The 24327-nt window shown below is 51.7% G+C and carries 16 protein-coding genes; 9 read left to right on the top strand and 7 right to left on the bottom strand.

What is annotated here, in order from left to right:
* Positions 1–351: 351 nt before the first annotated feature.
* Entirely contained in the window at positions 352–1440 is a 1089-nt protein-coding gene (locus tag CA13_RS01300; protein ID WP_419193808.1) for a DUF3179 domain-containing protein, read from the top strand.
* A gap of 28 nt (positions 1441–1468) precedes the next feature.
* Here the strand turns inward: CA13_RS01300 and CA13_RS01295 are convergent, their stop codons facing one another.
* The 3 genes from CA13_RS01295 to CA13_RS01285 form a co-directional block, all read right to left on the bottom strand.
* Complete coding sequence (locus tag CA13_RS01295; protein ID WP_146403288.1) at positions 1469–2989, bottom strand: mercuric reductase; 1521 nt, start codon at positions 2987–2989, stop codon at positions 1469–1471.
* A gap of 40 nt (positions 2990–3029) precedes the next feature.
* Entirely contained in the window at positions 3030–3812 is a 783-nt protein-coding gene (locus CA13_RS01290) for a TVP38/TMEM64 family protein (protein WP_146394072.1), read from the bottom strand.
* A 286-nt stretch (positions 3813–4098) separates the two neighbouring features.
* The gene (locus tag CA13_RS01285; RefSeq protein WP_419193807.1) at positions 4099–4968 is read right to left on the bottom strand and encodes a sugar phosphate isomerase/epimerase family protein; all 870 of its coding nucleotides are present in this window, start codon (positions 4966–4968) and stop codon (positions 4099–4101) included.
* A gap of 335 nt (positions 4969–5303) precedes the next feature.
* Between CA13_RS01285 and CA13_RS01280 the strand changes: the two genes are divergently transcribed.
* The 4 genes from CA13_RS01280 (at position 5304) to CA13_RS01265 (ending at position 9954) form a co-directional block, all read left to right on the top strand.
* A complete protein-coding gene (locus CA13_RS01280; RefSeq protein WP_146394068.1) occupies positions 5304–6653 on the top strand; it encodes a Gfo/Idh/MocA family protein in 1350 nt (449 codons plus the stop codon).
* A gap of 26 nt (positions 6654–6679) precedes the next feature.
* Positions 6680–7411, top strand: a complete 732-nt coding sequence (locus CA13_RS01275) for an O-methyltransferase (protein ID WP_146394066.1) — start codon at positions 6680–6682, stop codon at positions 7409–7411.
* Between the two features lie 306 nt (positions 7412–7717).
* Positions 7718–8224 carry a sigma-70 family RNA polymerase sigma factor gene (locus CA13_RS01270; protein WP_146394064.1) on the top strand — a complete coding sequence of 169 codons (507 nt, stop codon included), beginning with the start codon at positions 7718–7720 and terminating at the stop codon, positions 8222–8224.
* Complete coding sequence (locus CA13_RS01265; RefSeq protein WP_419193806.1) at positions 8221–9954, top strand: LamG-like jellyroll fold domain-containing protein; 1734 nt, start codon at positions 8221–8223, stop codon at positions 9952–9954. Before CA13_RS01270 ends, CA13_RS01265 begins: the two co-directional genes overlap by 4 nt.
* Positions 9955–10114: 160 nt before the next feature.
* Here the strand turns inward: CA13_RS01265 and CA13_RS01260 are convergent, their stop codons facing one another.
* The 3 genes from CA13_RS01260 to CA13_RS01250 form a co-directional block, all read right to left on the bottom strand.
* Positions 10115–11905: an arylsulfatase gene (locus tag CA13_RS01260; RefSeq protein ID WP_146394060.1), complete on the bottom strand. Its 1791-nt coding sequence runs from the start codon at positions 11903–11905 to the stop codon at positions 10115–10117.
* 237 nt (positions 11906–12142) lie between these two features.
* Positions 12143–13255, bottom strand: a complete 1113-nt coding sequence (locus CA13_RS01255) for a glycoside hydrolase family 76 protein (RefSeq protein ID WP_146394058.1) — start codon at positions 13253–13255, stop codon at positions 12143–12145.
* 324 nt (positions 13256–13579) lie between these two features.
* Positions 13580–15166, bottom strand: coding sequence for an arylsulfatase (locus CA13_RS01250; protein WP_146394056.1), 1587 nt, complete (start codon positions 15164–15166; stop codon positions 13580–13582).
* A gap of 607 nt (positions 15167–15773) precedes the next feature.
* On the opposite strand from CA13_RS01250, the gene CA13_RS01245 reads away from it, so the two are divergent.
* Complete coding sequence (locus CA13_RS01245) at positions 15774–16190, top strand: hypothetical protein (protein WP_146394055.1); 417 nt, start codon at positions 15774–15776, stop codon at positions 16188–16190.
* Between the two features lie 128 nt (positions 16191–16318).
* Here the strand turns inward: CA13_RS01245 and CA13_RS34495 are convergent, their stop codons facing one another.
* Positions 16319–16510: a hypothetical protein gene (locus tag CA13_RS34495; protein ID WP_419193805.1), complete on the bottom strand. Its 192-nt coding sequence runs from the start codon at positions 16508–16510 to the stop codon at positions 16319–16321.
* 307 nt (positions 16511–16817) lie between these two features.
* On the opposite strand from CA13_RS34495, the gene CA13_RS01240 reads away from it, so the two are divergent.
* The 3 genes from CA13_RS01240 to CA13_RS01230 all read left to right on the top strand — a co-directional run bounded on the left by CA13_RS01240 (position 16818) and on the right by CA13_RS01230 (position 24265).
* On the top strand, positions 16818–18065 hold the full coding sequence (locus tag CA13_RS01240; protein WP_146394053.1) for a DUF1559 domain-containing protein: 1248 nt from the start codon (positions 16818–16820) through the stop codon (positions 18063–18065).
* Between the two features lie 130 nt (positions 18066–18195).
* Entirely contained in the window at positions 18196–18381 is a 186-nt protein-coding gene (locus tag CA13_RS01235; protein WP_146394050.1) for a hypothetical protein, read from the top strand.
* A gap of 469 nt (positions 18382–18850) precedes the next feature.
* Positions 18851–24265, top strand: coding sequence for a bifunctional serine/threonine-protein kinase/formylglycine-generating enzyme family protein (locus tag CA13_RS01230; protein ID WP_419193804.1), 5415 nt, complete (start codon positions 18851–18853; stop codon positions 24263–24265).
* The last annotated feature ends 62 nt before the right edge of the window (positions 24266–24327 follow it).

Below are 24327 nucleotides of genomic sequence, written 5' to 3'. Positions count from 1 at the left end.
GTTGCCGCACAGTCTATCTGGGCTCGTGATTGATGCTATGGGATGGCCCACAAATTACGGATGGTACATTAAACAGCGAACTCATCAGCTACCTATAAAACCAACGGCAAAGCATCTCAAAACTCGCAACACCGCACGCAGGCTGACTGTCCCCAAAGACCGGATCGCATTTGCTCGATGAGCGTAGTGATGGTACGTTAATTTTCTCCAGGGCAAGATCCGACACAGCACAAAGAACATCAATTGGCGTTTCGTTCGGTGCCCCCCGATAACAACCAATTGCTCCCCAACCCAGCCTCGATGGTACCTAGTGTCGCAGCGCCAACAGACGGACGTGACGGGCGGTTAACAATGATACATTTCGGCGATTCGCCGAAGGTTCGCAAAGAATGGTCTATCAAGAGCAAGAAAGAGGAGTCGGTGACGATGCATCAAATTCCCGTAACACGTGGTAGTTGTCTATTGTTTGCCGTGTTCGCTAGCGCGATTACATGGGATTGGAATACACCCGTTGACGGAGTCGGTTTGACCCAGCCGACTGCACAGTTGGTGCAACATCACGGAACCGCGCCGAGCCCGTTTGACTTAAGCCAGGCAAGCGTCCCCGAAAATGAAATTCGCTCTGGCGGGCCCGCGAAAGACGGAATCCCCGCATTATCAAATCCAAAATTTGTCGGCGCGACCGATGCCGACTTCATGGAAGACGACGATCGCGTGATCGGCTTGGTATCCAACAACGAAGCCCGTGCATACCCGTTGGCGATATTGAACTACCACGAAATCGTCAATGATCGAATCGGCGAGCTTCCCATCGCTGTAACGTACTGTCCATTGTGTGACTCGGCTGCCGTGTTTGATCGTCGCACACCGTTGGGCGAACGTGAATTTGGCGTTTCCGGTTTGCTCTACAACAGCAACGTGCTGATCTACGATCGTGAAGGCAAAACCCAAAGTCTATGGTCACAACTGAAAGCAGAAGGCATATCGGGACCAGCCGTCGGGCAAGCGTTGACCTCATTGCCGTTTGAATTAACGACATGGAAAAACTGGGTCACACGCTATCCAGATACGCAAGTTCTTGATGATGAAACAGGACATCCGCGAAATTATCGCCGAAATCCCTATAGCAACTATTTCAGTTCACCAAAATTAATGTTTCCGGTTGCGTTAAAAAGCGATGCAATGCCAATCAAGACGCCGGTTCTTGGCGTATGGACCGACCGCGCGGCGCGAGTCTACAAGACGGAGATGTTCAGCGCTGATCGACGCCGAATCAGTGACCAATTAGACGGCAAGAAGTTTACCATCGAGTACAACCCAAACAGCCGCAACTTGCGAGTCCTCGATCAGGACCCCGGTATTCGATGGATGTACTCGCTGTGGTTTGCCTGGTACGCCTTCCATCCCGATACCGAAGTATTTGGCGTGCCACAACCTTAGGACCATTGGGTGACTACCGGCGGTTGTCCTAACGTCTCCACGCTAGCCATTTGTTGAACGCTGTTTTCACCATCGGCGTTAATCGTGTGCGGCTGTATTGATCACCAAGTTTACGGATCGCTTCGGCTTGCGTGGGATAGGGATGAATCGTGTTGCCAATCTTTGACAAGCCAAGATGATGTGTCATTGCCAATGTGATTTCCGAAATCATGTCACCCGCATTCCGAGCAACAATGGTCGCTCCGACAATCTCGTCTGAGCCAATCTTGGTGTGCACTTTCACAAACCCGTCGTCGTCTCCCTCTAAGATCGCACGGTCCACGTCGCTGAAGTGCTGAATGTAGGTGTCAACTTCGACGCCCCTATCCTTCGCCTCATCTTCATACAATCCAACATGAGCGATTTCGGGCGATGTGTAAGTCGACCAAGGTATCGTCAGGACACTTAATTTCTTTCGGCCCATAAACAGCGAGTTTTGGATCACAATGCGAGCCATGAAGTCGGCTGCGTGAGTGAATTGATAACGTGAGCAAATATCACCGGCTGCGTAGATGCGAGAGTTAGTCGTTTGCATCTTGTCGTTAACTTTCACACCCTTGTTATCGTATTCGACATCAACCGCTTCAAGGTTCAAGCTTTCAACATTCGGTGCTCGCCCGACAGCAACAAGCAGTTGGTCGATCGGTTCGTCATAGTTCTTCCCGTGGGATTCCACGGTCAGTCGTATCCCCTGTTCGTTTTTGATTTTCAGCTTCTTTCCGCAACAACGCAAATGAACGCCATCATGCGAGATTGCCTTTTGAACGATTTCGGCAGCATCACGGTCTTCTCGCGGCAAAATGCCATGCTCGGATTCGACTAGCAGAACTTCACTTCCGAGTTGGGCGAACGATTGCGCCATTTCGCAACCAATCGGCCCCGCACCAATGATGCCCAAACGGCGCGGTAGCTCGGTCAATGAGAACACGGTCTCGTTGGTTAAGTAACCGACGCTATCCAAGCCAGGAATTCGCGGCGCAGCCGCACGAGCCCCCGTCGCAATAACGGCTCGTTTGAATTGAAGCTTGGTTCCCTCCACTTCGACCGACGTGGAGTCAACAAAACTCGCTTGGCCAAAGTAGACATCGATCCCAAGGTCACGAAACCGTTCGGCCGAGTCGTTGTAACTGATCTTCGCCCTCAGTTTTCGCATTCGTTCCATGACGGCTGCAAAATCGACATTCAAGCCCTCGTGGACGTCGATACCAAAATGTCGAGCGTGCTTGATGTTTGCCGCCACGCGAGCCGCACTGATAACCGCTTTGGATGGCACACAGCCAACATTCAGACAATCGCCGCCCATCAGATTGCGCTCGATCAAGGCAACCTTTGCACCAAGGCCGGCTGCGCCAGCCGCAGTTACCAAACCCGCAGTTCCCGCGCCGATCACAACCAGGTTGTAGCGTCCATCGGGTGTCGGGTTGATCCATTGACGCGGGTGAACGTTCGCTTCCAGCTTTTGGTTGTATTGGTCCTGCGGATACAGTTGGTTTGAGCGGGAAGTGGTCATCGACGTTTTGTCATTGGAGTCAAGGATGAAGCGGAAGCGATCAACGATTTGATTCATCGTTAACGGATACACTGGAAGTCGCCTTGGTCCGATGGATGAACTTCATCACGAACCGCACAATCAGTGGAAACAGACCTAGCAGTACAAAAGCAATGAGAATTTGACTTAGTTGATTCGGACTAAACACGGCGCCGATGCCCTTGTCCGCCAAAGTCTGCAAATCTGGGACACTTGACCCGGCATATACATAGACGGCGGTCCCCGCCAACATTCCTACTTGGCTGACCCACCAAAATGTAAAAGTCTTAATCGGGGTTAACCCCATGACTGCGTTAATGACAAAAAACGGTACTGCCGGAATGAGTCGCAAAGTGAACAGAAAGAACGGTCCTTCCCTTTCCAATGCCTCATTAAAGCTAACCAATCTTTCGCCGAATCGTTTCTGAATCGCTTCACGAAATAGAAATCGGCTCAGCAAGAATGCCATCGTCGCCCCGGCGGTCGATGCAAAACTGATGAGCGGAAAACCGCGTAGCATGCCAAAGTACCAACCGTAAACAAGCGTCAAGACGGCAGCACCGGGTAGCGATAGTCCGGTAACGACGACGTACACGGTAAACGCCGCTCCATAGACCAATACCGGATGGTTTGCTTGGAATGATCGCAGTTGTGACTCTTGTTTGGCAAGGCTCTCAAGGCTGAGCAAGTCACCGAATTGCGTATAGGCAATCAAGACAACCACCACGACAGTCAGAAACAGAGCGACTCTTTTGCCCTGTCCCGCCCATTTGGCATCCGATCGATGTTCGGGTTCGGTTGTCATGATCTCCATCCTACCGAATATGACCCATTGCGAGTTGGCTCCGCCACATAATGATGACTTCACCGCACGGTACCAAGGTCCAACCGTACCAAGACCACGTTGTCAAAGCGAACCTTTGACGAAAGACTGCCCGACAGCCGAGTTCCATGCGCGAAAGCATGTCTTCTCGCATCGCCATTTGTGGAATCAATCTTCACCGAAAACACGACCGGTTGAGTAACAATGGAAACCGCGAAAGCAACTCGGCATCGCCACCGAAGTTGCTAATTTCCATCGCCACCATTGCCTACTTTCTCAGCGAGACAATTTTCTCGATCACCTTGCGATTGGCGATAGGATCTTTTCCATTGCGGTTTCCTTCATAGACCAACCAATGATCGTACTTGGCCGCGTCAAGCGCCTCGGCAAGTTTCACAAGATCGATTTGACCTTCTCCGACCACGGAATGTCCGGACGCTTTGATGTGAATTTCGCAGAAGTGTTCTTTGCCGTACTTGCGAATCGTTTCGTATATGTCTTCCTTCTCGAAAAGATTCCCTACGTCATAATAGACCTTCATGTGCGTTGGAAACTCTAACAACTCCAACAATTCGAGCACGCGTACGGTTGTGACCGGCGCTTCAATACCGATGACAACATCTTTTGCTGTCGCATACGGCAGCAACTCTTTCATGAATTCCGCGACTCCGTTCAGTGCCTCATCGCTTTCTTGAAAATTGGAAGGTCCAAAGAAAGGGAAGAGCATCACCTTCACGTCTAGCGCGTGGCATGCATCAATGGTTTGTTTCGCGATCCGCATCGAGACTTCACGATCCCGGTCAAAGATCTGGCATCGGTTTAGACTTCCCGCACACAGCGATGTGATTTCGATACCGTGTTGCTCGGAAGCTTCCTTCCATGACTTTACGATCGAGGGATCTTCGCCAATCGGCAAGCCTGCTGCTGGGTCAATCGGCTTTTTCCTCATCGATTTTGGATTACCCGAGTGCATTTGGATCGCCGAATAGCCAGCGGTTTTTGCATCCAGAATACTGCTAACATCAGCACTCTTGCCGAGCGCCGTTTCCATAACGGCTATTCCCGAACGTGACTCCTTGCCTTCCGCGGTGCCGCTTGCCGTAAAGAAAACAGTGACAATAGCCCCTACGAAGATCATTAGTTTGTTCATATTTCCCGCCAGTAAACGAAATTCGGTTTGGTGATGCGATCATCATACCAGCAACCGAAACTGATCTGGTCAGCAGGAGAACCTCTAGCGGACAAATTGCTAAAACAAACAGTGCCTACGAGAATTACAAGAACCGAAACAAACCAATCTTGACCGGATTCTCAGAATTCAAATCGAGTCCCCTCGATTCCGCGAATCGGTAGCGGCACATAGAAACCGGACGGAGTAAACTGGTATACTCGTTAGTAGAGTAACCTCTACCTACCCCCCCCCCAGGCTTTCTGAATATCAAATTGCTTCGCAAATTGAGGAAGGTTCCCGCCATGATCCGTGCCCGAGTAAATAGCCGTCGAGTAAATAGCCGTCGAGAGTTTTTGGGAACCGCAGCAGCGTCGATCGCCACTGGATACGCAGCTACGCATTCCGCATATGCAAGCTCTAACGATACGATCAATATCGCCTTGATCGGCTGCGGGGCTCGAGGTGCAAATCAAGTGATGCCGAGTTTCCAGCGACTTCCGGGCGTACAAATCACCGCGGTTTGCGACGTGAACTCGGAGCATCTAAAGCGAGGACGTGAAAAGGCAGGTGGCAATAAGGTTAAAGCTTACAAAGACTTCCGCGAACTGCTTGAAGACAAGACCATTGATGCGGTGATTGTCGCGACGCAGGCGCATTGGCATGTGCCAATCGCCGTTGCCGCGTGCCAAGCCGGTAAGGACGTCTACGTTGAAAAACCGCTAGGAAACTCGATCGGCGAAGGACAATACCTGATCGAGGCGGCAAAGAAATACGGCCGAATCGTGCAGGTAGGTACACAGCAACACAGTATGGAGCACTACGGAAAAGCGGTCGACATCATTCAATCGGGACGTCTAGGCGAGATCAGTGAAGTAAAAGTATGGGATCACACTTATTGGGCCCCCGGACGTGGGACGCCTGCCGATTGCGACTCGCCACAGGAACTTGATTGGGATTTCTATGTCGGGCCAGCTCCCATGCAAAACTACAATCCCAATATTTATTACAACTACGGTTACGATTGGTTTCGACTCTCCGGCGGCGGGCATCAGGTTGCCTGGGGTGTACACCACTTTGACATCGTCAACTGGGCAATGGGAGTGAAGTATCCTAAGCAAGTCTCGGCCATGGGGGGGCACTTTGCTTACCAAGATAACTTTGAATATCCGAACACCTTCGATGCGATGATGGAATTTGGTCCTGGGCCGGTCGCCAAGAACGGATTCTTGCTTCAATACACCATGCGGATGGGGTCGCGACGTGTGCGACGCTCGCACGCAAAATGCTTTTACGGCACCGAGGCGACCATGGTACTTGATCGCAGTCGCATTTCGATTGCACCGGAGCCGAAGAAAAACATTTCGCAAAGTGACGCGAGTTATCTGCTCAGAAAAGAAGAGGAAATCGTGTCGTCAAAGGATGACTTCCATCACACCCAAATTTTTCTAGACAATCTCCGCAATCGCGCTCAGCCAAAAACCGATGCACAAACCGGCCATTACGCAACGAACCTCGGCCATCTGATGAATGTTTCCTGGGAAGTCGGCCGTAGTATCCAATGGGATGGTGAGAAAGAGGTGGTTATTGATGACGAGCAAGCGAATCGTTTCGTTAACAAGCCATATCGTGACCCATGGAAATTGACTGTTTAGTCCCTTCACAAGTTTGAGTGAATTCGATGATTCGATCTGTTGACAAGTTGCTGATGTATGTTCTGTCCATGGCTATTCTGGGGTCGCCCTGCGCAATCAGTTACGCCGCAGGAGAGTCAAAGCCGCCTCTAAATCGCTTTCCAACCGCGGAAGAGATTTCTCGTCAAATTTTGCCGCAACACCCTAAAGCGAGAGACGCCGCAGAGCAGAAAATCATTGACGTCATGGATGATATGGTGGCCAACCAAGCGCGTGGCATGGGAAATATCTCGCCCGAAGACGGCCGGATGATGCGGATGCTGACTGAATCCGTTAAGGCGAAGAAAGTCGTCGAACTTGGCACGTCCAATGGTTACTCGGCACTCTGGTTTTCCCTAGCGGTTAGGTCCACAGGCGGCAAAGTGATCACACACGAAATCGATCCCACTCGCATCAAAATGGCCAAAGCGAATTTTGAGCGAGCGAGAGTCAAGGAACTGATCACCCTGGTCGAAGGCGATGCCCATCAAACCATTCGGAATCTCGATGGACCAATCGATGTGCTGTTGCTTGATGCAGAGAAAGAGGGGTTTGTTGACTACTTGAATCAACTGTTGCCAAAAGTACGTGTCGGAGGACTGATCATCGCTCATGATTCATCGGGACAAGCGGATCAGTTGACGGACTATTTTCCGGCGATTATCAATAACGACGATTTGGAATCGGTGCTGATTGATGCTTCCAAATGGGGCATGTGTATCACCAGAAAGATGAGATGAATCTTGAGAAGTCCGCTCGAAGTGGCACAAACCAGGTGATGCGTCCACATTTCCGTTTTCACGATTCCGTAGCGGACGATGTAACGAATTCTTTCTTCACGCTGCACATTTTTCTGAACGCCCCCCCGTAACCAACTGCGACGGATCGCTATAGGGTTACAGTAGGAGTCGGAATGACGCACGGCCGTTGGTTTGGCCTGGCAAGCTTTCCCGTTTGGTTTTCCGGGCTCGGTTTCTTCCGATCGGCTTTACATGGCCGGTTGTGATTTTGAAATCGCTATTCGCTTGAAAAGAGAGGTCTGACAAATGAGAACCCCTGAGTTCATGCAATTGCTAACAAGTAACCAAAGTCGCTTGTATGCCTATATCCTGTCGCTTGTTTTTGATTCAGATCAAGCGGACGATGTCTTGCAAAAGACGAATATTGTGCTTTGGGAAAAGGAAGAACAGTTTGAGCTTGGCAGCAACTTCATTGCTTGGTCGTTCCGTATCGCCTACTTCCAAGTGCTTGCGCAAAGAAAACAAAAACAGCGAGAGCGGATGGTGTTTGACGACGATTTAATCGGTCAATTGGCTCAGGTTGCTAGTCAATGCGATGATACGTTCGAACATCGCCAAAAGCTGATGCGCAGGTGCCTCGAAAAGCTGAATGATCGACAACGCGAATACATTAATCGTCGCTACAGTTGCGGCGCCACGGTGGCAAAGATCGCCGATGAAATGGGCAACTCGGTTGGTGCTGTCAAGCAAATCCTGTTTCGCGCCCGTGTCTCTCTCATTCAATGCGTAAACGCCATCGAGGCAAGCCAATGAACGATAGGAAACAGCTGCAACTCAGTGAGGTTTTGAAAGCCCAAACCGAAGGGGGCGCTGACGAAGCTACGATGAGTCGATTGGCTGAACTGCTTCGTGACGATCCGGAGGCTCAAGCGTACTACGTCGAGTACTCCCAAATGCACGCGATGTTGGCCTGGGAACACGGCGTGCTTCCCGAAGTCACATTCGATGATAGCTCGCCCTCGCTTTTGCACTCCGAAAAAAATGCTTCTAGCGAAATCCGTTCCATGCGACGTTGGCGACAATTGGCGATCGCAGCAACCCTGTTGCTTGTCACCAGTGCAGGTTGGCACATTCGCAATCGTTCGCAAAGTCCGGCTATTGCGATAGCCAACGTAGACACGGTCGACGCTCCTTTAGCCGTACCGATAGAGGCATGGAACAGACGCGAGATACTCGCAGTCGTAACGAAACGATCGGGGGCTCAGTTAACGGCACCCGATGTTGCAATGGAACTCTCCGTCGGCGATCAGGTTCGAACCGGGAAATACGAGCTGACCGGTGGTTTTGTGGAGCTGACGTTTGACAACGGTGTCGAAGTGATTGTGGAGTCACCTGCAAGTTTCGAAATTGCATCGCAAATGTTCATGATTCTGCAAAGCGGCCGGCTTGCTGCCAAGGTCTCGCCGGAGGGTGATGGTTTTACCGTTGAAACGCCCACGGCGAACATCGTTGACTTTGGGACTGAATTTGCGGTTGAAGTCCTTGCAGACAAAAGCAGCGAGGTGCACGTTTTTGACGGTGAAGTCGATGTGTCCCCAAAGAAAGCGCTACCCAAAACGAGTGGCGTGCGTTTGCACACGGATCGCGCAACTCGAATCAATAAAACCGGAAACATGCCCGAGGGGATTGACATTGACCACGATCGTTTTCTTCGAGAATTGGTTCAGACAGACCCCCGCTCGGATCGCTATGGTCGGATTGTCGAGTCTTTGAATCCAGTCACGTTTTTGCGAATGGAACTGACGGACGATGGACGCACCCTGCTAGACCAAGGCGCGATCAATACTCCAGGCACCATCGTCGGCGGCCAGATGCTTTCGCCCCCCTTTGCGGCAGGACGGTTGGCAAATGCACTTCGACTCGGCGGACCTGAAACAAGGGCCTATGCGGTCGTTGCCGAATATGTCCCGGCTGCTAACAACCAAATTTCCGTTTTTGCTTGGGTTCGCGCCAAGAGTCGCGCTCGTTGGGGGGCGATCGCGAAAAATTGGGCCTTCGAATTGAACTATGACGTAAAGGATTACAACTTCAATCAGGCGGGCCAGTTTCACTTCGGGTTGTATCGGGACGAAGGCGATCTTGAAGTCCAGGTTCAAAACGCCGATGGAGAACTAATCAGCATTCGTGAGGGTGTGCCCATTCCACTTGATCAGTGGCAATTTGTTGGTTTCATTGTCGATGGCCAAGCCGTGCGGCTGTATCGTAACGGCAAGGAAGTGGCAAGCACGCCTTGCGTAGGACTCAACATCAGCTGTCCAAAACAACTTGGCATTGGCACGAAACTTTCTCCGGATGGAACACGACCAGACATTAGCAATCCAGGATTTTGGCACGGTTGTATTGATGAGCTGGCAATTTTTCACGATGCCTTACCAATCGAGAAAATCCGTGAACTCTACGAAGCGGCAAACCATCAAGGCACCGTGAGCAAAACACCCCCAGCCCCTGCAATACCATCCGCAAGTATTGCCCCAAATGACTAAGACACCACATGACGCATGCAATGTTAACAGCCGCTATTGCATCACCAAAATCGGTCGCAATCTCGTTAGCCGAAGTCGCGGGTATGGCGATCAATGATGCTGTGGCGGTGGGCCTTGGTTGATACGGGTAAAGCCAACAACATGCGATTGGGATCCCATATCATTTGCGAGTCAAAATCACTTGATGTGGTCCTTGCGTCTTTCCACCAAAGACCACCTCCACGAAGAGTTTTTGTTTACCAGCGGGCAAATGCAATGGCGTCATATGACCGCGCTGTTTGTGTGAGGGGATATTTAATTGCGTCAGCACATCGTTGGACGTGATCGTTGCGGTACCCTCAGGATGATCCTGCGCAAAGATTAATTCGATCTCATAGTCTCCTGCGTCAGCAGCCTCGATCAACCAAAAACCGTTCGAATCCGGTGCCCACGGCTTGCCCTGACAGTGTCGCCAATCCTGGCGCGTTAACACGCTGCTCATTTCATGTTCGGTCCCAACAAGGATCCGAGGTGGGGCATAGTTGTTCGGTCGCGTGGAACTGACATCTTGGAACCAAGCCTCATATCCTTTCTTCAAACGCTGGAAAACCTCAGGGAATTCGGCCGACACATCGCTTTCTTGGCGTGGGTCCTTGCTCAAATCGTAGAGCTGCAATTTTGGTTGCCCCGTAAACCCCTCTTTCCCAAAACCACTCGGATGCACGAGTTTCCAAGGATCTTCGTGGATGGCGAAGTGGTGAAATAATTGCGGTCTGTCACCTCGGTGCGATTGAAAGACAACTCGCCTTGAGGGCCAATTCAGATGGTCTCTGGTCAACAATCCTAGAAAACTTCGCCCATCGACTTTGTGCCCCTGCGGCAATTGGATATCGCAAGCATCCAAAATCGTTGGCATTAGATCGATGTGTGCGCACAAAGCATCCGAAGTCTTGCCAGCTTGTACCTTTGCGGGCCAGTGAAATAGAAGCGGCGATCGGATGCCGCCGTCATCCACTGCTGTCTTCATGCCTCGCATATTTCCGACGAAACGCCTTGTATTGGGGCCGTTATCATTCAGGTAGACAACAATCGTATTGTCGCCAATTCCAAGTTCATTGAGCTTATGGAATAGCCGCCCGACGTTTTGGTCAATGTTCGTAATCATTGCTGCGATTCGGGCTAGCTTGTCGCTTTCTTGCTCGAATTTCGTTGGTTTAAGTGTGTCGACCAGAATCGGTGTGAAATCAATGTTTCGATATTGGTCGTACAACTTGTGCGGCACATCATGAAAGGGACCGTGCGGCGCGTTGGTCGCAATGTACGTAAAAAACGGTTTACCCTTATCCGTACTTTCCTGGATGAAGTCCATCGCCGCATCGAAATAGAGGTCCGTACAGTAACCCGTCATCGGCACTTCCTTGCCGTTTTTGATGAGGGTGGGATCGGTATATTTGCCTTCTGCACCGATCGGGTCCGACGGTTGGCCGATGCCGCCCCCGCGATGCACCAAGCTGTCCTGAAAGCCCTGATCCATCGCACGCATCGGGTAGTTATCCCCCAGATGCCATTTGCCATAGATTCCAGTGCGATAGCCAGCATCGCGAAGGGCTTCCGCGAGTGTCACTTCATCGGGATCCATCATTGCTCGACCGATCCACGTGTCGATACACCGCGTTCGATAGTTGTATCGACCGGTCATCAAACTTGCTCGTGTCGGCGCGCAAACCGAGCTGACATAAAATTTGCTTAGATAGCCGCTCTTCGCATGCATCGCGTCAAGTTCTGGCGTCCGAATCACAGGATTGCCGGCAAAGCCGTAGTCGCCGACGCCTTGGTCGTCACTCATGATCACGATGACGTTGGGCCGCTCAGCAGACACGGTGATGACATGCGACCCCGCAATTAGGCATGCACATAAGACGGTGGTTTGGGAGGCGAAAAGAGATTCCCCAAATATTCTAGATTTAGCCATTTGTTCCTATTGAGGTGCGACGCCTTGAAGTGTTCTTCCGTCAGTTAGACTTTACCGCTTGCCGCTATCGGAGTCGCATTGTACACCAAAAACACGAACGTTTTCGTCTCCGTTCGACTTGCCAAACCTCTCCGCAATCCGTTTGCTTCGTATCGGTCCGCCTCAAGGGTGCGCGTCGATGGATCAAGCAAAAGAAAACACCTTCGCTTGGCCTTGTTGCCGAAGCTGAATTCAACATTAGTCTTGGGGGGCGTCGTCGGCAAAGCACAATAAGGCTGCTACGGCGCTTGTCGCTGATTGACTCTGAATATCATTCCCAGCCGAAACCGTCCAATCATCGCCCATGATGTCGTCAGCGAGTCGGCGATTTTTCCAAGCCGAATCCGCGTTCGCTTTCATCCAAGGCAAGAATTCCTTGCGACCGCATTGGTTAATCAAGAGCTTCATGTAACGCACAAAAATTCCTTTGAAGGCACCTCCGTCGCCAGTACCCTCGCTTCTCAAAATTTTCTGCGCCGTCACACACAGGTTATCCTTTGTCCATTGGGCCGTCATGATCGCATCGTCGAGATACGTTTTGTCATTGGTTTGCTGGTACAGCAGCACAGCAGCCCCGACGAAGGTTCCCTGGTTATATGTCAACGAAAAAGTGGCCACCCGATTTCGACGTCGTCGATTGCTGTATCCAATACTGTCAAAAACCTTGCCGTTTCCATCGGTAAGCGTCCGTTTCTGCCAATCGTAGAGACTTTTGCCCTTCGCTAGATATGCGTCATCTTTTAGTAACACAGATAGTCGAACAGCTGCAATCGCTGCAGGACTATTTATGCAACTGTTCTTGCTCGTTCGCTCATTGAGCCAATACAGTCCGCCCCCCATTTTGTCATCCAAGAAATTATCATAGACAAAATCAAAACTGACTTTTGCCTTTTCAAGGTAACGCGAGTCTTTCGTAATAATAAAGGCGCGGGTGCAAGCAATTGCCCACCACATGATATCGTCATTGTATTTGTTGGTGGTCCAATCGGGGTACTTACCGATAAAACCATCATAGACATCGTGAATCTGCTGCTTGACTTCCTCTCGACCGGTTCGGTCATACTGGTCCATCACCGTATCCCAGAGCTGAGCGGAAAACCAAAAATCGGCATTCTCTTTACCTTGCTCGTCCTTGTGGAAGAACTTCGATGATGAATCCCAATAGACTTGATTCAATGCACCGAACGCTGCATCGGCTTCCGCAGGAGTCACCGCCCTTGCGGGCGACGCAAACAGGAACGAGCTAACAACCATGGCCAGTAAAATCAAACCTGCATTACGAAAACTTGTTACGTGTTGAACCGATTCCATCGATTAATCTCCTGGATTAGGCACTCTGTTTTCCAAGTCACAACAGAGTGAATCATCCTTAGCATGTTCGTCAAATCAGAAAATGTGACGATCTTTTGGGTGGGGGTGATTGGTGGGGCAAGAAAACGCCCACGCGAAGGAACCGTCTGAATGGGGCCGTTACACCGTGAGTGTTTATCATGAACGCGGCAGTCTACACAATCAGGTGGCGACAATCAAAGGTCCACCGCGCCCGAATGATTTTCGCTTAAGGGACCGGCCTATTCTGATGCTGTTGGAACCAGAGCAGGGCAACATCACAACCGGTATGTAGGGTTTGCGTGTTCACGGTATCGGATAACGATCGGCATCCTTCGCAGGCATCGCCGTTGGGCGATAAACCGCTCCGCTCCCCCGGTCACCCTGTGGTCGATAGTGTTCACTTTCCTTGGTTGATTCAGCCAAATAGGTCGGTTTTCCACTTTGCTCGCGCCACCACTGGTCCCAGCATTCTGCGAGTTCCGTCGCAATCTTTGAATGCTTTCTTTTGACGTCATCGTTTTCGAAAGGGTCACTAGCGACGTGGAACAGACCCCAGCCTGTGCCGTCGACCTCCGCCAATGTCCACTCGGCAGTACGAATCGCTCGGTTATCCATGAATTGGAAAAACAGGGGCTCCTTCCGCTTCCATGCCTCGCCTTTAAACACGGGAAGAAAGCATTCACCGGCAACCGAATTTTGCACATCAACCCGCGAGGCTGCCAGAATCGTTGGCAAAACATCAGCCATGTGGACGTGGCTGGTTTCGATACGGCCGGGTTCACGGATTCCGGTTGGCCACCAAGCAATCGCGCCGGTCGTCACGCCACCGGCATGCTGACTGATTTTGTAGAGACGCCAAGGTGTCACACAGGCATAGGCCCATCCTGTCCCGGGTTGCCAATTCGACTTGCGGTCTCCCGGCAACTTGCCGCTTGCCAACATCGGTTTATCGACGACGGAGAAGGAATCCGTACCGTTATCGCTCATAAATAGCACCAACGTGCTTTCGGCTTGGCCCGATTCTTCAAGAGCTTCAAGCAGTCGGCCAATTCCTTGGTCCATACGCTCGACCATTGCCGCATAAACCGACATCCGTAGGTCCTCTAAATCTCGTTGTGCGGGACTCAGCGATTCCCAATCGGGAAGATTATCGGGGTACTTCGGCAACACAGAATCAGCTGGAACAATCCCCAATTTATGTTGGCGTCGAAACCGTGCTTCACGGATGGCCTGCCAACCTTGTAGATACTTTCCTCGATGCCTCCGTATGTCTGCTGTGGGTGCTTGCAACGGATTGTGAGGTGCCTGGTAGCTCAGATAGAGCATAAACGGACGTTCCGAATCGCTCTCTGGTGATGAACGGATGAACTTGATCGCGCGATCGGTGAAGTCGTCGCTACTGTAGTAGTCCTCACCAAAATCACGAAATGGCTCGCGGTCGAGACGGTAACTGGTGGAACCTTCGAAGTGATCGGTGAACCCATTAAGAAAACCAAAGAAATGGTCGAAGCCACGATCCATCGGATGCCCGGGGAGATGCCACTTTCCAATGATTGCCGTGCGGTAACCGGCTTGCTGCAAACGCTCCGAGAGCAGAGGCGTACGCGTGAACTCCGGCAATGCTTTTGGCCACCAGTGACCGGTCAACAATGAGGCGCGAGAAACGATACACATTCCTCCGTTGTAGCAATGAGTAAACCGAATTCCTTCGCTTGCGAGGCGATCCAGAGCCGGCGTGGCAAGTTCACCGCCAAAACACGCGGGGTCACTGTAGCCCATGTCGTCGGCAACAATCACGATCACGTTTGGCTGAACCGAACCGGCGTCGGTCATCCGCGGACCGCTGAGTGTGATCAATAGCATCGCGGCCAGAGTGATTGGCGATTTCATCTTCTTCCAAATAGGAATGTGTAACGGGACAGACAACAAAACGGTCAAGGTTAAAAATCCATTCGCACCCAATGCCCATATCCAGGGTGAGGGCTTGTGTTTCGTCAACCCATATTTTTAGGGTAGCGGAATTCGTCAAAAGTTTCAGCCGTTACTAGATAATGCCATACGCCTCGACGACGTTCGCTACTACTGCGAACGCGGAATCGAAGGCGAGTGAAAATCGCAAGACTTTGCCAACATCAAGACTTTGCCAACATCAAGACTTTGCCAATGAGTATCGATGCCACTTAGTATCGATGCCACTTAGTATCGATGCCACTGGTCGCAGGATCCCACACGACAGACGTATTCCAAAGTTTGAATCGAGATCAGGTGATTGGCAAAGTTGTGTTCTGACGTGCTGAATGCAAAACACGATCGAATGCAGAGTCTCACTTCGACCATCCCCGCTCGCCCGTGTCAAAATTGCCACCGCCAAATCTCGTTTTTCGCACACGATTCGCGTTGTGACTCATTGACTGACATCGGATGACCTTGCCACGACGAAGGCTTGCCTTTGAGACGTATGTGGCTTCTTCTCACTTTGGCATACGAGAGAAAAAGCATGTCTACCACCTTCCAAATTGTCAGAGTCGATCGCTATCACCGACGGGAACTTCCGCAGCGGTGTCGTGTTTTTGTCCGGAGGCTTTCCATCCCTGGGCGTTGGACGTGCCAATGGCACCAAATAGTCGGCGGCGGTAGTACGTTTCGGATTGGTACGCATGGCTTGCCACTGGATCGGACTGAAACACTTGGAAACTTAGAGATCTACCAAGGAGGACGCGTGCTGCGACTATGCGAAGTCGTCACGGGAACCTACCGGGGACGTTATGGCGATCGATACCCCGATGGCATGGAGAGGCCCGTTCTCTTGTTACCTGGATTTCCATTTGACTGGTTTCAGCGCCGCGAGATTTTGGTTGAAGATGGTGAGTTGAACCATGCGTGGGAATCTGGATTCCGCGGGCCCATTCGCTGAAATACAGTGGTCGGTCAGCCTGCGATTCCGACCGCATTAGTCGGTCGAAATCTGCTATCGACGCAGCCAAGCCAAAGTGTGCGATAGGGAGCGCATTGATGATTCAGTACAGTGCCATTAAGGCAACATTACATCCCGACCATTGCGGAGGCCTTGCCGACCGCTTGATAGCCATTTTGCTTCGACCGCGTTCCCGGTGCCGTTCCCGGTGCCGTTCCCGGTGCCGTTCCCGGTGCCGTTCCCGGTGCCGTTCCCGGTGCCGTTCCCGGTGCCATCCATAGAGAGGGAGATCGAGTCGACAGGTACTTTTCACGTGGCAACCAACATGAATGGCACTACCCACGTGGGGCTGTTTGGAAACCGCCCCGCCGGGTGTGGCAGGCCGTTGCGCTGCGTTACAGTTAGGTATTCCGCCGTTGATATCCGGATCTTTATCAGTCAAATTGAATGTACGCGATGTAATTGCAGGTAACTGTGTTTACGTTGTGTTAAGATCCGAATGTGTTTTTTGTAGGACCGAGTCGAAGTTTCAAGACTAATTGCCGTTCAGCAATTTGATTTTTTTGATTGGACTGTGTTGTCCAAATTTTTGTTGTTTGTTTCTCTTCTTACCGGAGGTAACCTCAAATGAGAAACGCTCGTAAACGCCTAGCCTTTACACTTGTCGAACTTTTAGTGGTCATTGCGATCATTGGTGTTCTCGTAGGTTTACTATTGCCTGCTGTTCAAGCGGCGCGTGAAGCGGCACGCCGGATGAGTTGCAGCAACAACTTCAAGCAAATGGGCTTGGGGATTCACAATTACCATTCAGCGTACAACCAAATGCCTCAACAAATGTCCGGACCTGCGCTTGGCGTGGATGCCGGTGTATGGGGTAACGCACAGGGAAACGCGACATGCATGATGGGGAATAGTTTCTTGGTTGGGCTGCTTCCCTTTATCGAACAGCAAGCGGTATGGGAAATAGTTTCAAACCCATACAACGATGGCAATGGCTTCGTTTGGCTACCCTTCGGCCCATCCCCTGATGCTGATCAAGGCGACAACTATGTTCCTTGGATCACGGAGATCGCTTCTTACCGATGTCCCAGCGACCCGGGTACGGGGCTTCCCGCTCGTGGGCGAACTAATTACGCAGCGTGCCATGGTGATGCGTGGTGGGCCGCGACCTACAACAATGACACGTCGTTCGATTATGGTCCTTGGGAGTGGAATTACGTCGGATACAAAGAGAGTTCGTGGCTTTCGACTCTCGCTCGAGAATCGAGTCGTGGCGTTTTCACCGTACGCCAAGTAAGTCGATTCCGTGACATCCTTGATGGGCTTTCTAACACAATCATGTGTGGTGAAATTGCAACGGACTTAGGCGACAACGATCGCCGAACGAATGCCCTCAATGCAATCGAGTGCAACACGATTCCGAACTATGCTGTTCAGAATTTTGGCGATCCGCTTCGTCCACAATTTTGGAACTTGAATCTCTCACCGGACTTGTCGATTGGCAATGCTGGTTGGACCGCTCGTTACGGTCGTGGTTTCCGTTGGCACAGCGGCTATCAATCCAACACGGGCTTCTTGACACTCTTGCCACCGAACAGTCCTAGTTGCGCATTCAATACCGGTGACTGGTTCCCAGATGTACATGGTGGCAACTACACCGCAAGCAGTCGCCACCAAGGTGGCTGTCACGTACTGATGAGCGACGGTGCGGTTAAGTTCATCACTGATTCGATCGAAGCTGGCAATCAAAATGCCGAACAAGTCTCCCGAAATGCGAGTGCTGTAACTTCCCGACCAGGGGCCAAGAGCCCGTTCGGTTTGTGGGGATCGCTAGGGACGAAAGCGTCCAAGGAGACGATTTCGGACGAATTCTAACGCCCACTCAAACCCTGTCTCGGGTTTGAGTTCTGTAAATGACATTCCCGCTTAGTGTCCCTGGAACTGAGTCCCTGGAACTGAGCGGGCCGTTGTAATCAAACGTCGCTCCTATAGAAAGTATCGAATCATGAAGAAAATTTTACTCGCTGTCGCCGTCTTGGCCATGACTTCGTTTGTGGGCTGTGAAGGGCCCGATTCAGAAATTGTGGTCGACAAGAATGAAGCCGCGAAATACCACATTCCGGCTGACGCGATGGAGCAAGGTATGAAAGATGCCGCCGAAAGCGCGGCCAAAAATGCCGGCAAACGCTAAGCTAAGGCTAAGCAAAGAAGGCCATGCTTTCTGTTAACTGAATAGCGGATTGCCACAACCAACTCGATGGAGCACCCACACCCACGTTAAATTACGCGTTGGTTTGGGTGCTTTTTTCATTCGATGCACTGCGGTGGGATCCTTCGTGGTGCAGATCCGCTTTCGCTGATCGGATTGGCTGAGAGCTGCCTTTGCGGACTCTGTATCACCACGTCAGACGCGATTTTCGCGTAAAAACCAAATCAAAACCGCCCCGCCGAACTCTCGAGACGCCCCAATAGACGAAACGTTGTAGGCTAACATCACAACAAAAAAAATCCGCCAACCCTGTTCTCTCTTCTTTTGACGGTCGCGATCATCGGTCCAAAACCTGTCGATTTGTCTCGCTTTCAGCCCTCGCGAACGCAGAGTACACTCACGTACGAACACGCGTTTATCGTCTTTAAGGCCAAATAAGGGACAGTGCTCTGTGTCGGATGTCAACGAAAGTACGAAGTGCGCTGATTTCACACCCGATGATCGTGAATCACGCAAAGCGCTTCCGCTTCCGAAAACGATCGGTCGTTATCGAGTTTTGGGAGCGATAGGAGAAGGCGGATTTGGGACGGTTTTCCGGGCCATAGACGACTCGCTCGCCCGTGAAGTTGCGATCAAAGTCCTTCACCGATTGCCGTCCGATCGTGCTGACCCTTCCAAGTGGAACGCGGAAGCTCGGGTGGTCGCGATGCTCGACCATCCGAATATCGTTCCCGTTTACGATGTCGGATCGACGGACCAATTTCCGTTTTACGTTGTGTCTAAGTTCATTGAAGGCAATGACCTAAGAGAACGACTACAGCGGAGCAACCCGTCTATCGAGCAGAGCGTTGCATGGATTCGCGACATGGCCGAAGCACTACAGCACGCACATGAAAAAGGAATCGTGCATCGCGACGTCAAGCCAAGTAACATCTTGATCGAAAAAAATAATCGATCTTGGCTGGCCGATTTTGGACTCGCAATTCGAGATGACGATGTCATCCGCCAATCCGAACGCAAAATGCTAGTCGGAACCTATTCGTACATGAGTCCTGAGCAAGCTCGTGGCGAAGGTCATTTGGTGGACGGGCGTGCCGACATCTTCGCATTGGGCATCGTTCTATACGAATTGCTATTGGGTAAACGTCCTTTCACGGGCAGTTCGAGTCAACAATTGCTTCAGAACATCGTTCGTGCCGAACCGCGACCGCTGCGCCAACTCGATCCCAACATCGACGTTGAATTGGAACGCATCTGCATGAAGGCACTCGCGCAGCGACTATCCGATCGTTACTTTCTCGGCAGCGACATGGCGAATGATCTTCGCCGATTCGCGGAACGCAAAGGGGTAGCTGACGAAAGTATGGATTTCTCAGTTTCGGGGGCTTCGGGGCTGGAGAAGCATCCCACACGTAACCGATTGTTGAACGACGCGCCGGTGATCCCCAAAGGGTTGCGTGCCTTTGATGAACACGATCAGAATTTCTTTTTGAAGTTGGTTCCGGGGACTCGAGACGCACACGGGATTCCTGAGATTATCCGCCGCCTGAAGATTCGGATCGAGTCTCGCAAGCTCGACGAGTCGTTTCGTGTTGGTCTGCTGTATGGATCATCAGGTTCCGGAAAATCCTCTTTGATCCGTGCAGGATTGGTGCCCTTATTGGATGATTCGGTTCATGTGATCTACGTGGAATCGGATGCCAAAAATACGGAGTCACGCATGTTGAACTTGCTGACACCACTGCTGGAAAACCAAGAACAGCCGAAATCGCTTACCGAGGTCATGGCTGCGATTCGCAAAGGCGGAGTGCTGGGAGGCAAGAAAGTCGTCGTCATCTTGGATCAATTCGAACAATGGCTTCATTCCCACTCCATCATCGATGACACCGAACTGCTCAACGCAATCCGCCAATGCGATGGCATCCATTTGCAATCCATTGTGTTGATCCGCGACGACTTCTGGATGCCTGCAACGCGTTTTTTTCACGAACTTGATATTCGGTTGGTTCAAGACATCAACAGCACAGCGGTGGATCGATTTGAACTTCGCCACGCCCGTTACGTGTTGACTGAATTTGGCCGCGCGTACGGTTGTTTGCCGGACGACCCGAGTGAGATGACCAATGAGCAAAGTGAGTTTGTGCGGGGTTTAGTCGACTCGGTGCAAGAGGATGGCAAAGTGATTTCCATTCACTTGGTCGTCCTTGCACAAATGCTAAAAGGACGTGAATGGAACCTCAAAACGCTTTCCGAATTCAGTGGATCGGAGGGCGTCGACATCAACTTTCTCGACGCAACGTTCAATGATTCGGTCGCCTCGCCCCATCATCGTTCGATGCAAGTGCCAGCTCGGGCCGTTTTGGGAGAACTTCTGCCGGAAGTCGGCACCAATATCAAAGGCCAGATGAAAGATGTTTCCCGGCTGCGGGAAGTATCGAAATTGAATCAGCGCGAATTTGATGAATTGGTTGATGCTCTTGATAAAGAATTGCGGATGATCACGCCTACCGTTGCCATCGACGGTAACGACGGTAACGACGGTAACGAAGGTAACGGCGGGAATTCATCACGGTCTTACCAATTGACGCACGATTTCTTGGTTCCGCCGTTGCGTGAGTGGTTGACCCGTAGTGATCGACAAACGCGGCGAGGACGTGCGAAGCTGCGGCTTCAGGAGTTGACACAATATTGGCGGCGCAAGCGGGAAAGTCGTTTCCTGCCGAGTGGTTTAGAGCACTTGAGATTCTTGGCACTAACGAGCGCGTCGGGCCGCACTGCGGACGAACAAGAGCTAGTAAAGGCGGCGACACGTTATCATGGTACGCGGTGGGCGTTCATGGCAGTGATAGCGATGTTGATCGGTTGGGCCGTGTTTTGGTCCAACCAACAAATACGCCAGCACCTAGCTAAGCAAGAAATACAAATGAGCGTGCAACGGCTGTTGGCAGCCGATACGGATCACGTGCTTGAGTCGATCGAGATTTTGCGACCCATGGCACAGCAGGCGGCACCCGAAATACGATCCGTCATCGGCGACCCGAATCGGTCCACGGACGAGATTCTTGCCGCTCGCTTGGCGTTAGTCGACAGTGATCCCGATCAAACTCAGCCACTCGTTGATTCGTTGGTTCATGCAGATATAGATCAAATCCTGTTGATTTGCGAGCGACTGCGGTTGCGACTTGATGAGTCGACAATGCGGCTTTGGGACATTGTGCAGTCCGAAGAGGTCCACGAGGCTCATTGGTTGAAGGCTGCGTTCGCTTTGGCTCAACTCGATCCCGGGAACCCGCATTGGCTTGAACAGGTCGAACGACTCTCACACACGATCGTAAACCAACGCACCACTTTAGTCGTCGAATTAGCACCTGGAATCGCGAACATTGCAGGTTACTTATCCAAGCCCGTCCAGGGCTACTTCGGTGAACCCGAACGAGATGACGTTAGACTAAACGCCGCGATTATTCTGTCAAAATGCCTTAAACCTACCGATCCCGAGTTGAAAGATTTGCTGAGCACTGCGGTACCGGCTCAATTCGAATTGTTGCTGCCGGTGGCCGAGTCGGATCCTAAGTCGATGATTAGCAGGCTCGAAGAAGAATTGACAATGGTAGCGTCATCGAAGTGGCCCGAGCTTGCCATTGCGGATCAACAGACTGCGATGGAAATCGACGCGGCCACACGCTCAGACATTGAGAGCTTTGAAGGAATTGCAACTGCCAGCTTTGTTTTCTGCCAACGATTGCCGCTCGATCAGTTTCAAGAAGTCGCCCAACAGCTGGAACCGTTTGGCTACCGCCCCGGCTGTGTCCGTGCGTACCAGTTCGCTGATAAAAGCTACGTTGCAGCGATATGGATGCGAGACAAATTGGATTGGGAATTCACGCGTCACCGCGATCGTGAGGAAGTTACCGACACCCAAGATCGGATGAAAGAGCGAGGTCTCTATCCGATGGATTTTACTGTCTTTCCGCAGCCTGACATTAACGGTGATGAAATTGAATACGGTGTTCTATGGACCGAGGCCCTCGAATCGATGATTGACTCGCGAATCTACGTTGGTTTGACCGAAGAGGAACATCAAGAAGAAGGATGGGGACCGCTTGTCGACGGTGGCTATGTGCCTAAATCAAACATGAAGTTGCGTCATTCGGACGGAGTCGACCGTTACAGTTCGGTTCGATGGCGAACCGTAGCACACCCGCGATGCGACGACGCTTGGAACCACTCGCAGTTTGGCTATGAATCGCGAGTGCTGGACGGGTGGCATCAAACGGATGTGCGTATGAATGCCGCCGGTGAATTCGATGAGCAGGATATCAGCTATGCCGCTGTTTGGTGGAACGGTGGCAAGATGGAGTCAAAATCGCTGACCCGGGTTGATCCCCAACAGCACCTTGGAAAATGCCAGGATTTCATTGATCAAGACTTTCGCCCCGTAAGCATCTCCGTCGTGCTCGATGAGCACGCAGACCATCTAGTCGTTTCATCCGTTTGGCACCGACCAATCGTCTCGGATGATGCTAAAGATGAAGTTGCGAGTCGGCAAGCCAATGCGCTGATCGCGATGTTACGACTAGGTTCTTCGGAGAATCTTTGGCCGTTTTTAGGTAGTCAGCCTGATTGTCGATTGCGGTCTTTCTTGATTGACCGTTTGGCGCCGCTTGGCGCCGATCCAAATCGGCTCTTTGATCGAATGATGATTGATCCAAGTGAATCGCGACGGTTTGCAATCATCGCTGCCCTTTCCCGATATCGGCCGGAACAACTATCGCCCGAAGCGTTGCTCCGAATGCGTGAGAAAATCCGAGTTTGGGGTATCAGCGACCCGTCGGCTGCGATCCATTCGATTTGCGGTTACCTGTGCCGACAATGGAATTGGCCCGCAATCCATGCCGAAATCGAAAACGCCCCATCGCCGGTCGTCCCTTCGCCGGTGTCCCCTTCGCATTCCAAAGTTTCCACGACAAGTAATCCCACATGGTTTCGCAATGGCCAGGGACAAACGATGGTCGCCATCGATGGACCGGTTGAATTCCGAATGGGCTCGCCTGGACACGAAGCGTTTCGAGATCACGACAAGGAAGTTTCTGTGAATTTACGCATCCCTCGAAGCTTCGCGATCGGTTCAACCGAAATCACCGTTGAACAGTTTCAAAGATTCAATCCGGCAGCGTTGTATGCGACGGAATATACGCCAAGCAAGGACTGCCCGGTAACCGCAGTAAACTGGTACGACGCCATGAACTATTGTCGTTGGTTGAGTGAACAAGAAGGGATTCCCGAGGACCAAATGTGTTACCCACCGATTGATCAGATGCGTGCGGAACTTGATGCCTCGGATACTTTTACACTTCCGGACAATTTTTTAGAGCGAACCGGATATCGACTCCCTACCGAAGCGGAATGGGAGTACTGTTGCCGCGCGTTGACCACCACGCCACGGCCTTTCGGAAACGCATCCGAATTGCTGCCCAAGTATGCGTGGACGACCGAAAGTTCCACCATCAATTCACAAGTGAGTTTCCATCCGACCGGGCAACTATTGCCCAATGGGTTCGGACTGTTCGATGCACTTGGAAACGTGATGGAATGGTGTGAAGTGTCTCCTCCGAGGAACTTTTCCCAACCGGTTGTGTTGGACGACCGTATCGGTTCAAGCCGTTCGCGGTCGGATGTCAACATCCTACGAGGTAGCGCGGTCTTTTACGTCCCAACCACGTTACGCAGCGCGAAACGCGAAGAATCGCGGACCGTCGCACATCACCTGTACATGGGGCTTCGAGTGGCCCGTACAATGCCCGCCGCCCGCATAACGCCCGCCGCCCGCATAACGCCGCTGGACTCTGAACCGCGGGAACCATAACACACAAATTGGGTTTCGCCCGAAGTCCCTTTCAGTGTGACAATTGCTGGGACTTTCGCGAG

The organism is Novipirellula herctigrandis, assembly GCA_007859835.1.
Classification (GTDB): Bacteria; Planctomycetota; Planctomycetia; order Pirellulales; family Pirellulaceae; genus Novipirellula_A; species Novipirellula_A herctigrandis.
This window is presented reverse-complemented; position numbering and strand designations above follow the sequence as displayed.

Bases quoted from the DNA above. Each gene is read 5' to 3' on its own strand.
- CA13_RS01250 (WP_146394056.1), bottom strand. From the start codon at position 15,166: ATGAAATCGCCAATCACTCTGGCCGCGATGCTATTGATCACACTCAGC.
- CA13_RS01240 (WP_146394053.1), top strand. From the start codon at position 16,818: ATGAGAAACGCTCGTAAACGCCTAGCCTTTACACTTGTCGAACTTTTA.
- CA13_RS01275 (WP_146394066.1), top strand. From the start codon at position 6,680: ATGATTCGATCTGTTGACAAGTTGCTGATGTATGTTCTGTCCATGGCT.
- CA13_RS01290 (WP_146394072.1), bottom strand. From the start codon at position 3,812: ATGACAACCGAACCCGAACATCGATCGGATGCCAAATGGGCGGGACAG.
- CA13_RS01265 (WP_419193806.1), top strand. From the start codon at position 8,221: ATGAACGATAGGAAACAGCTGCAACTCAGTGAGGTTTTGAAAGCCCAA.
- CA13_RS01295 (WP_146403288.1), bottom strand. From the start codon at position 2,989: ATGACCACTTCCCGCTCAAACCAACTGTATCCGCAGGACCAATACAAC.
- CA13_RS01300 (WP_419193808.1), top strand. From the start codon at position 352: ATGATACATTTCGGCGATTCGCCGAAGGTTCGCAAAGAATGGTCTATC.
- CA13_RS01260 (WP_146394060.1), bottom strand. From the start codon at position 11,905: ATGGCTAAATCTAGAATATTTGGGGAATCTCTTTTCGCCTCCCAAACC.
- CA13_RS01285 (WP_419193807.1), bottom strand. From the start codon at position 4,968: ATGATCTTCGTAGGGGCTATTGTCACTGTTTTCTTTACGGCAAGCGGC.
- CA13_RS01280 (WP_146394068.1), top strand. From the start codon at position 5,304: ATGATCCGTGCCCGAGTAAATAGCCGTCGAGTAAATAGCCGTCGAGAG.
- CA13_RS01235 (WP_146394050.1), top strand. From the start codon at position 18,196: ATGAAGAAAATTTTACTCGCTGTCGCCGTCTTGGCCATGACTTCGTTT.
- CA13_RS01255 (WP_146394058.1), bottom strand. From the start codon at position 13,255: ATGGAATCGGTTCAACACGTAACAAGTTTTCGTAATGCAGGTTTGATT.
- CA13_RS01245 (WP_146394055.1), top strand. From the start codon at position 15,774: ATGTCTACCACCTTCCAAATTGTCAGAGTCGATCGCTATCACCGACGG.
- CA13_RS01270 (WP_146394064.1), top strand. From the start codon at position 7,718: ATGAGAACCCCTGAGTTCATGCAATTGCTAACAAGTAACCAAAGTCGC.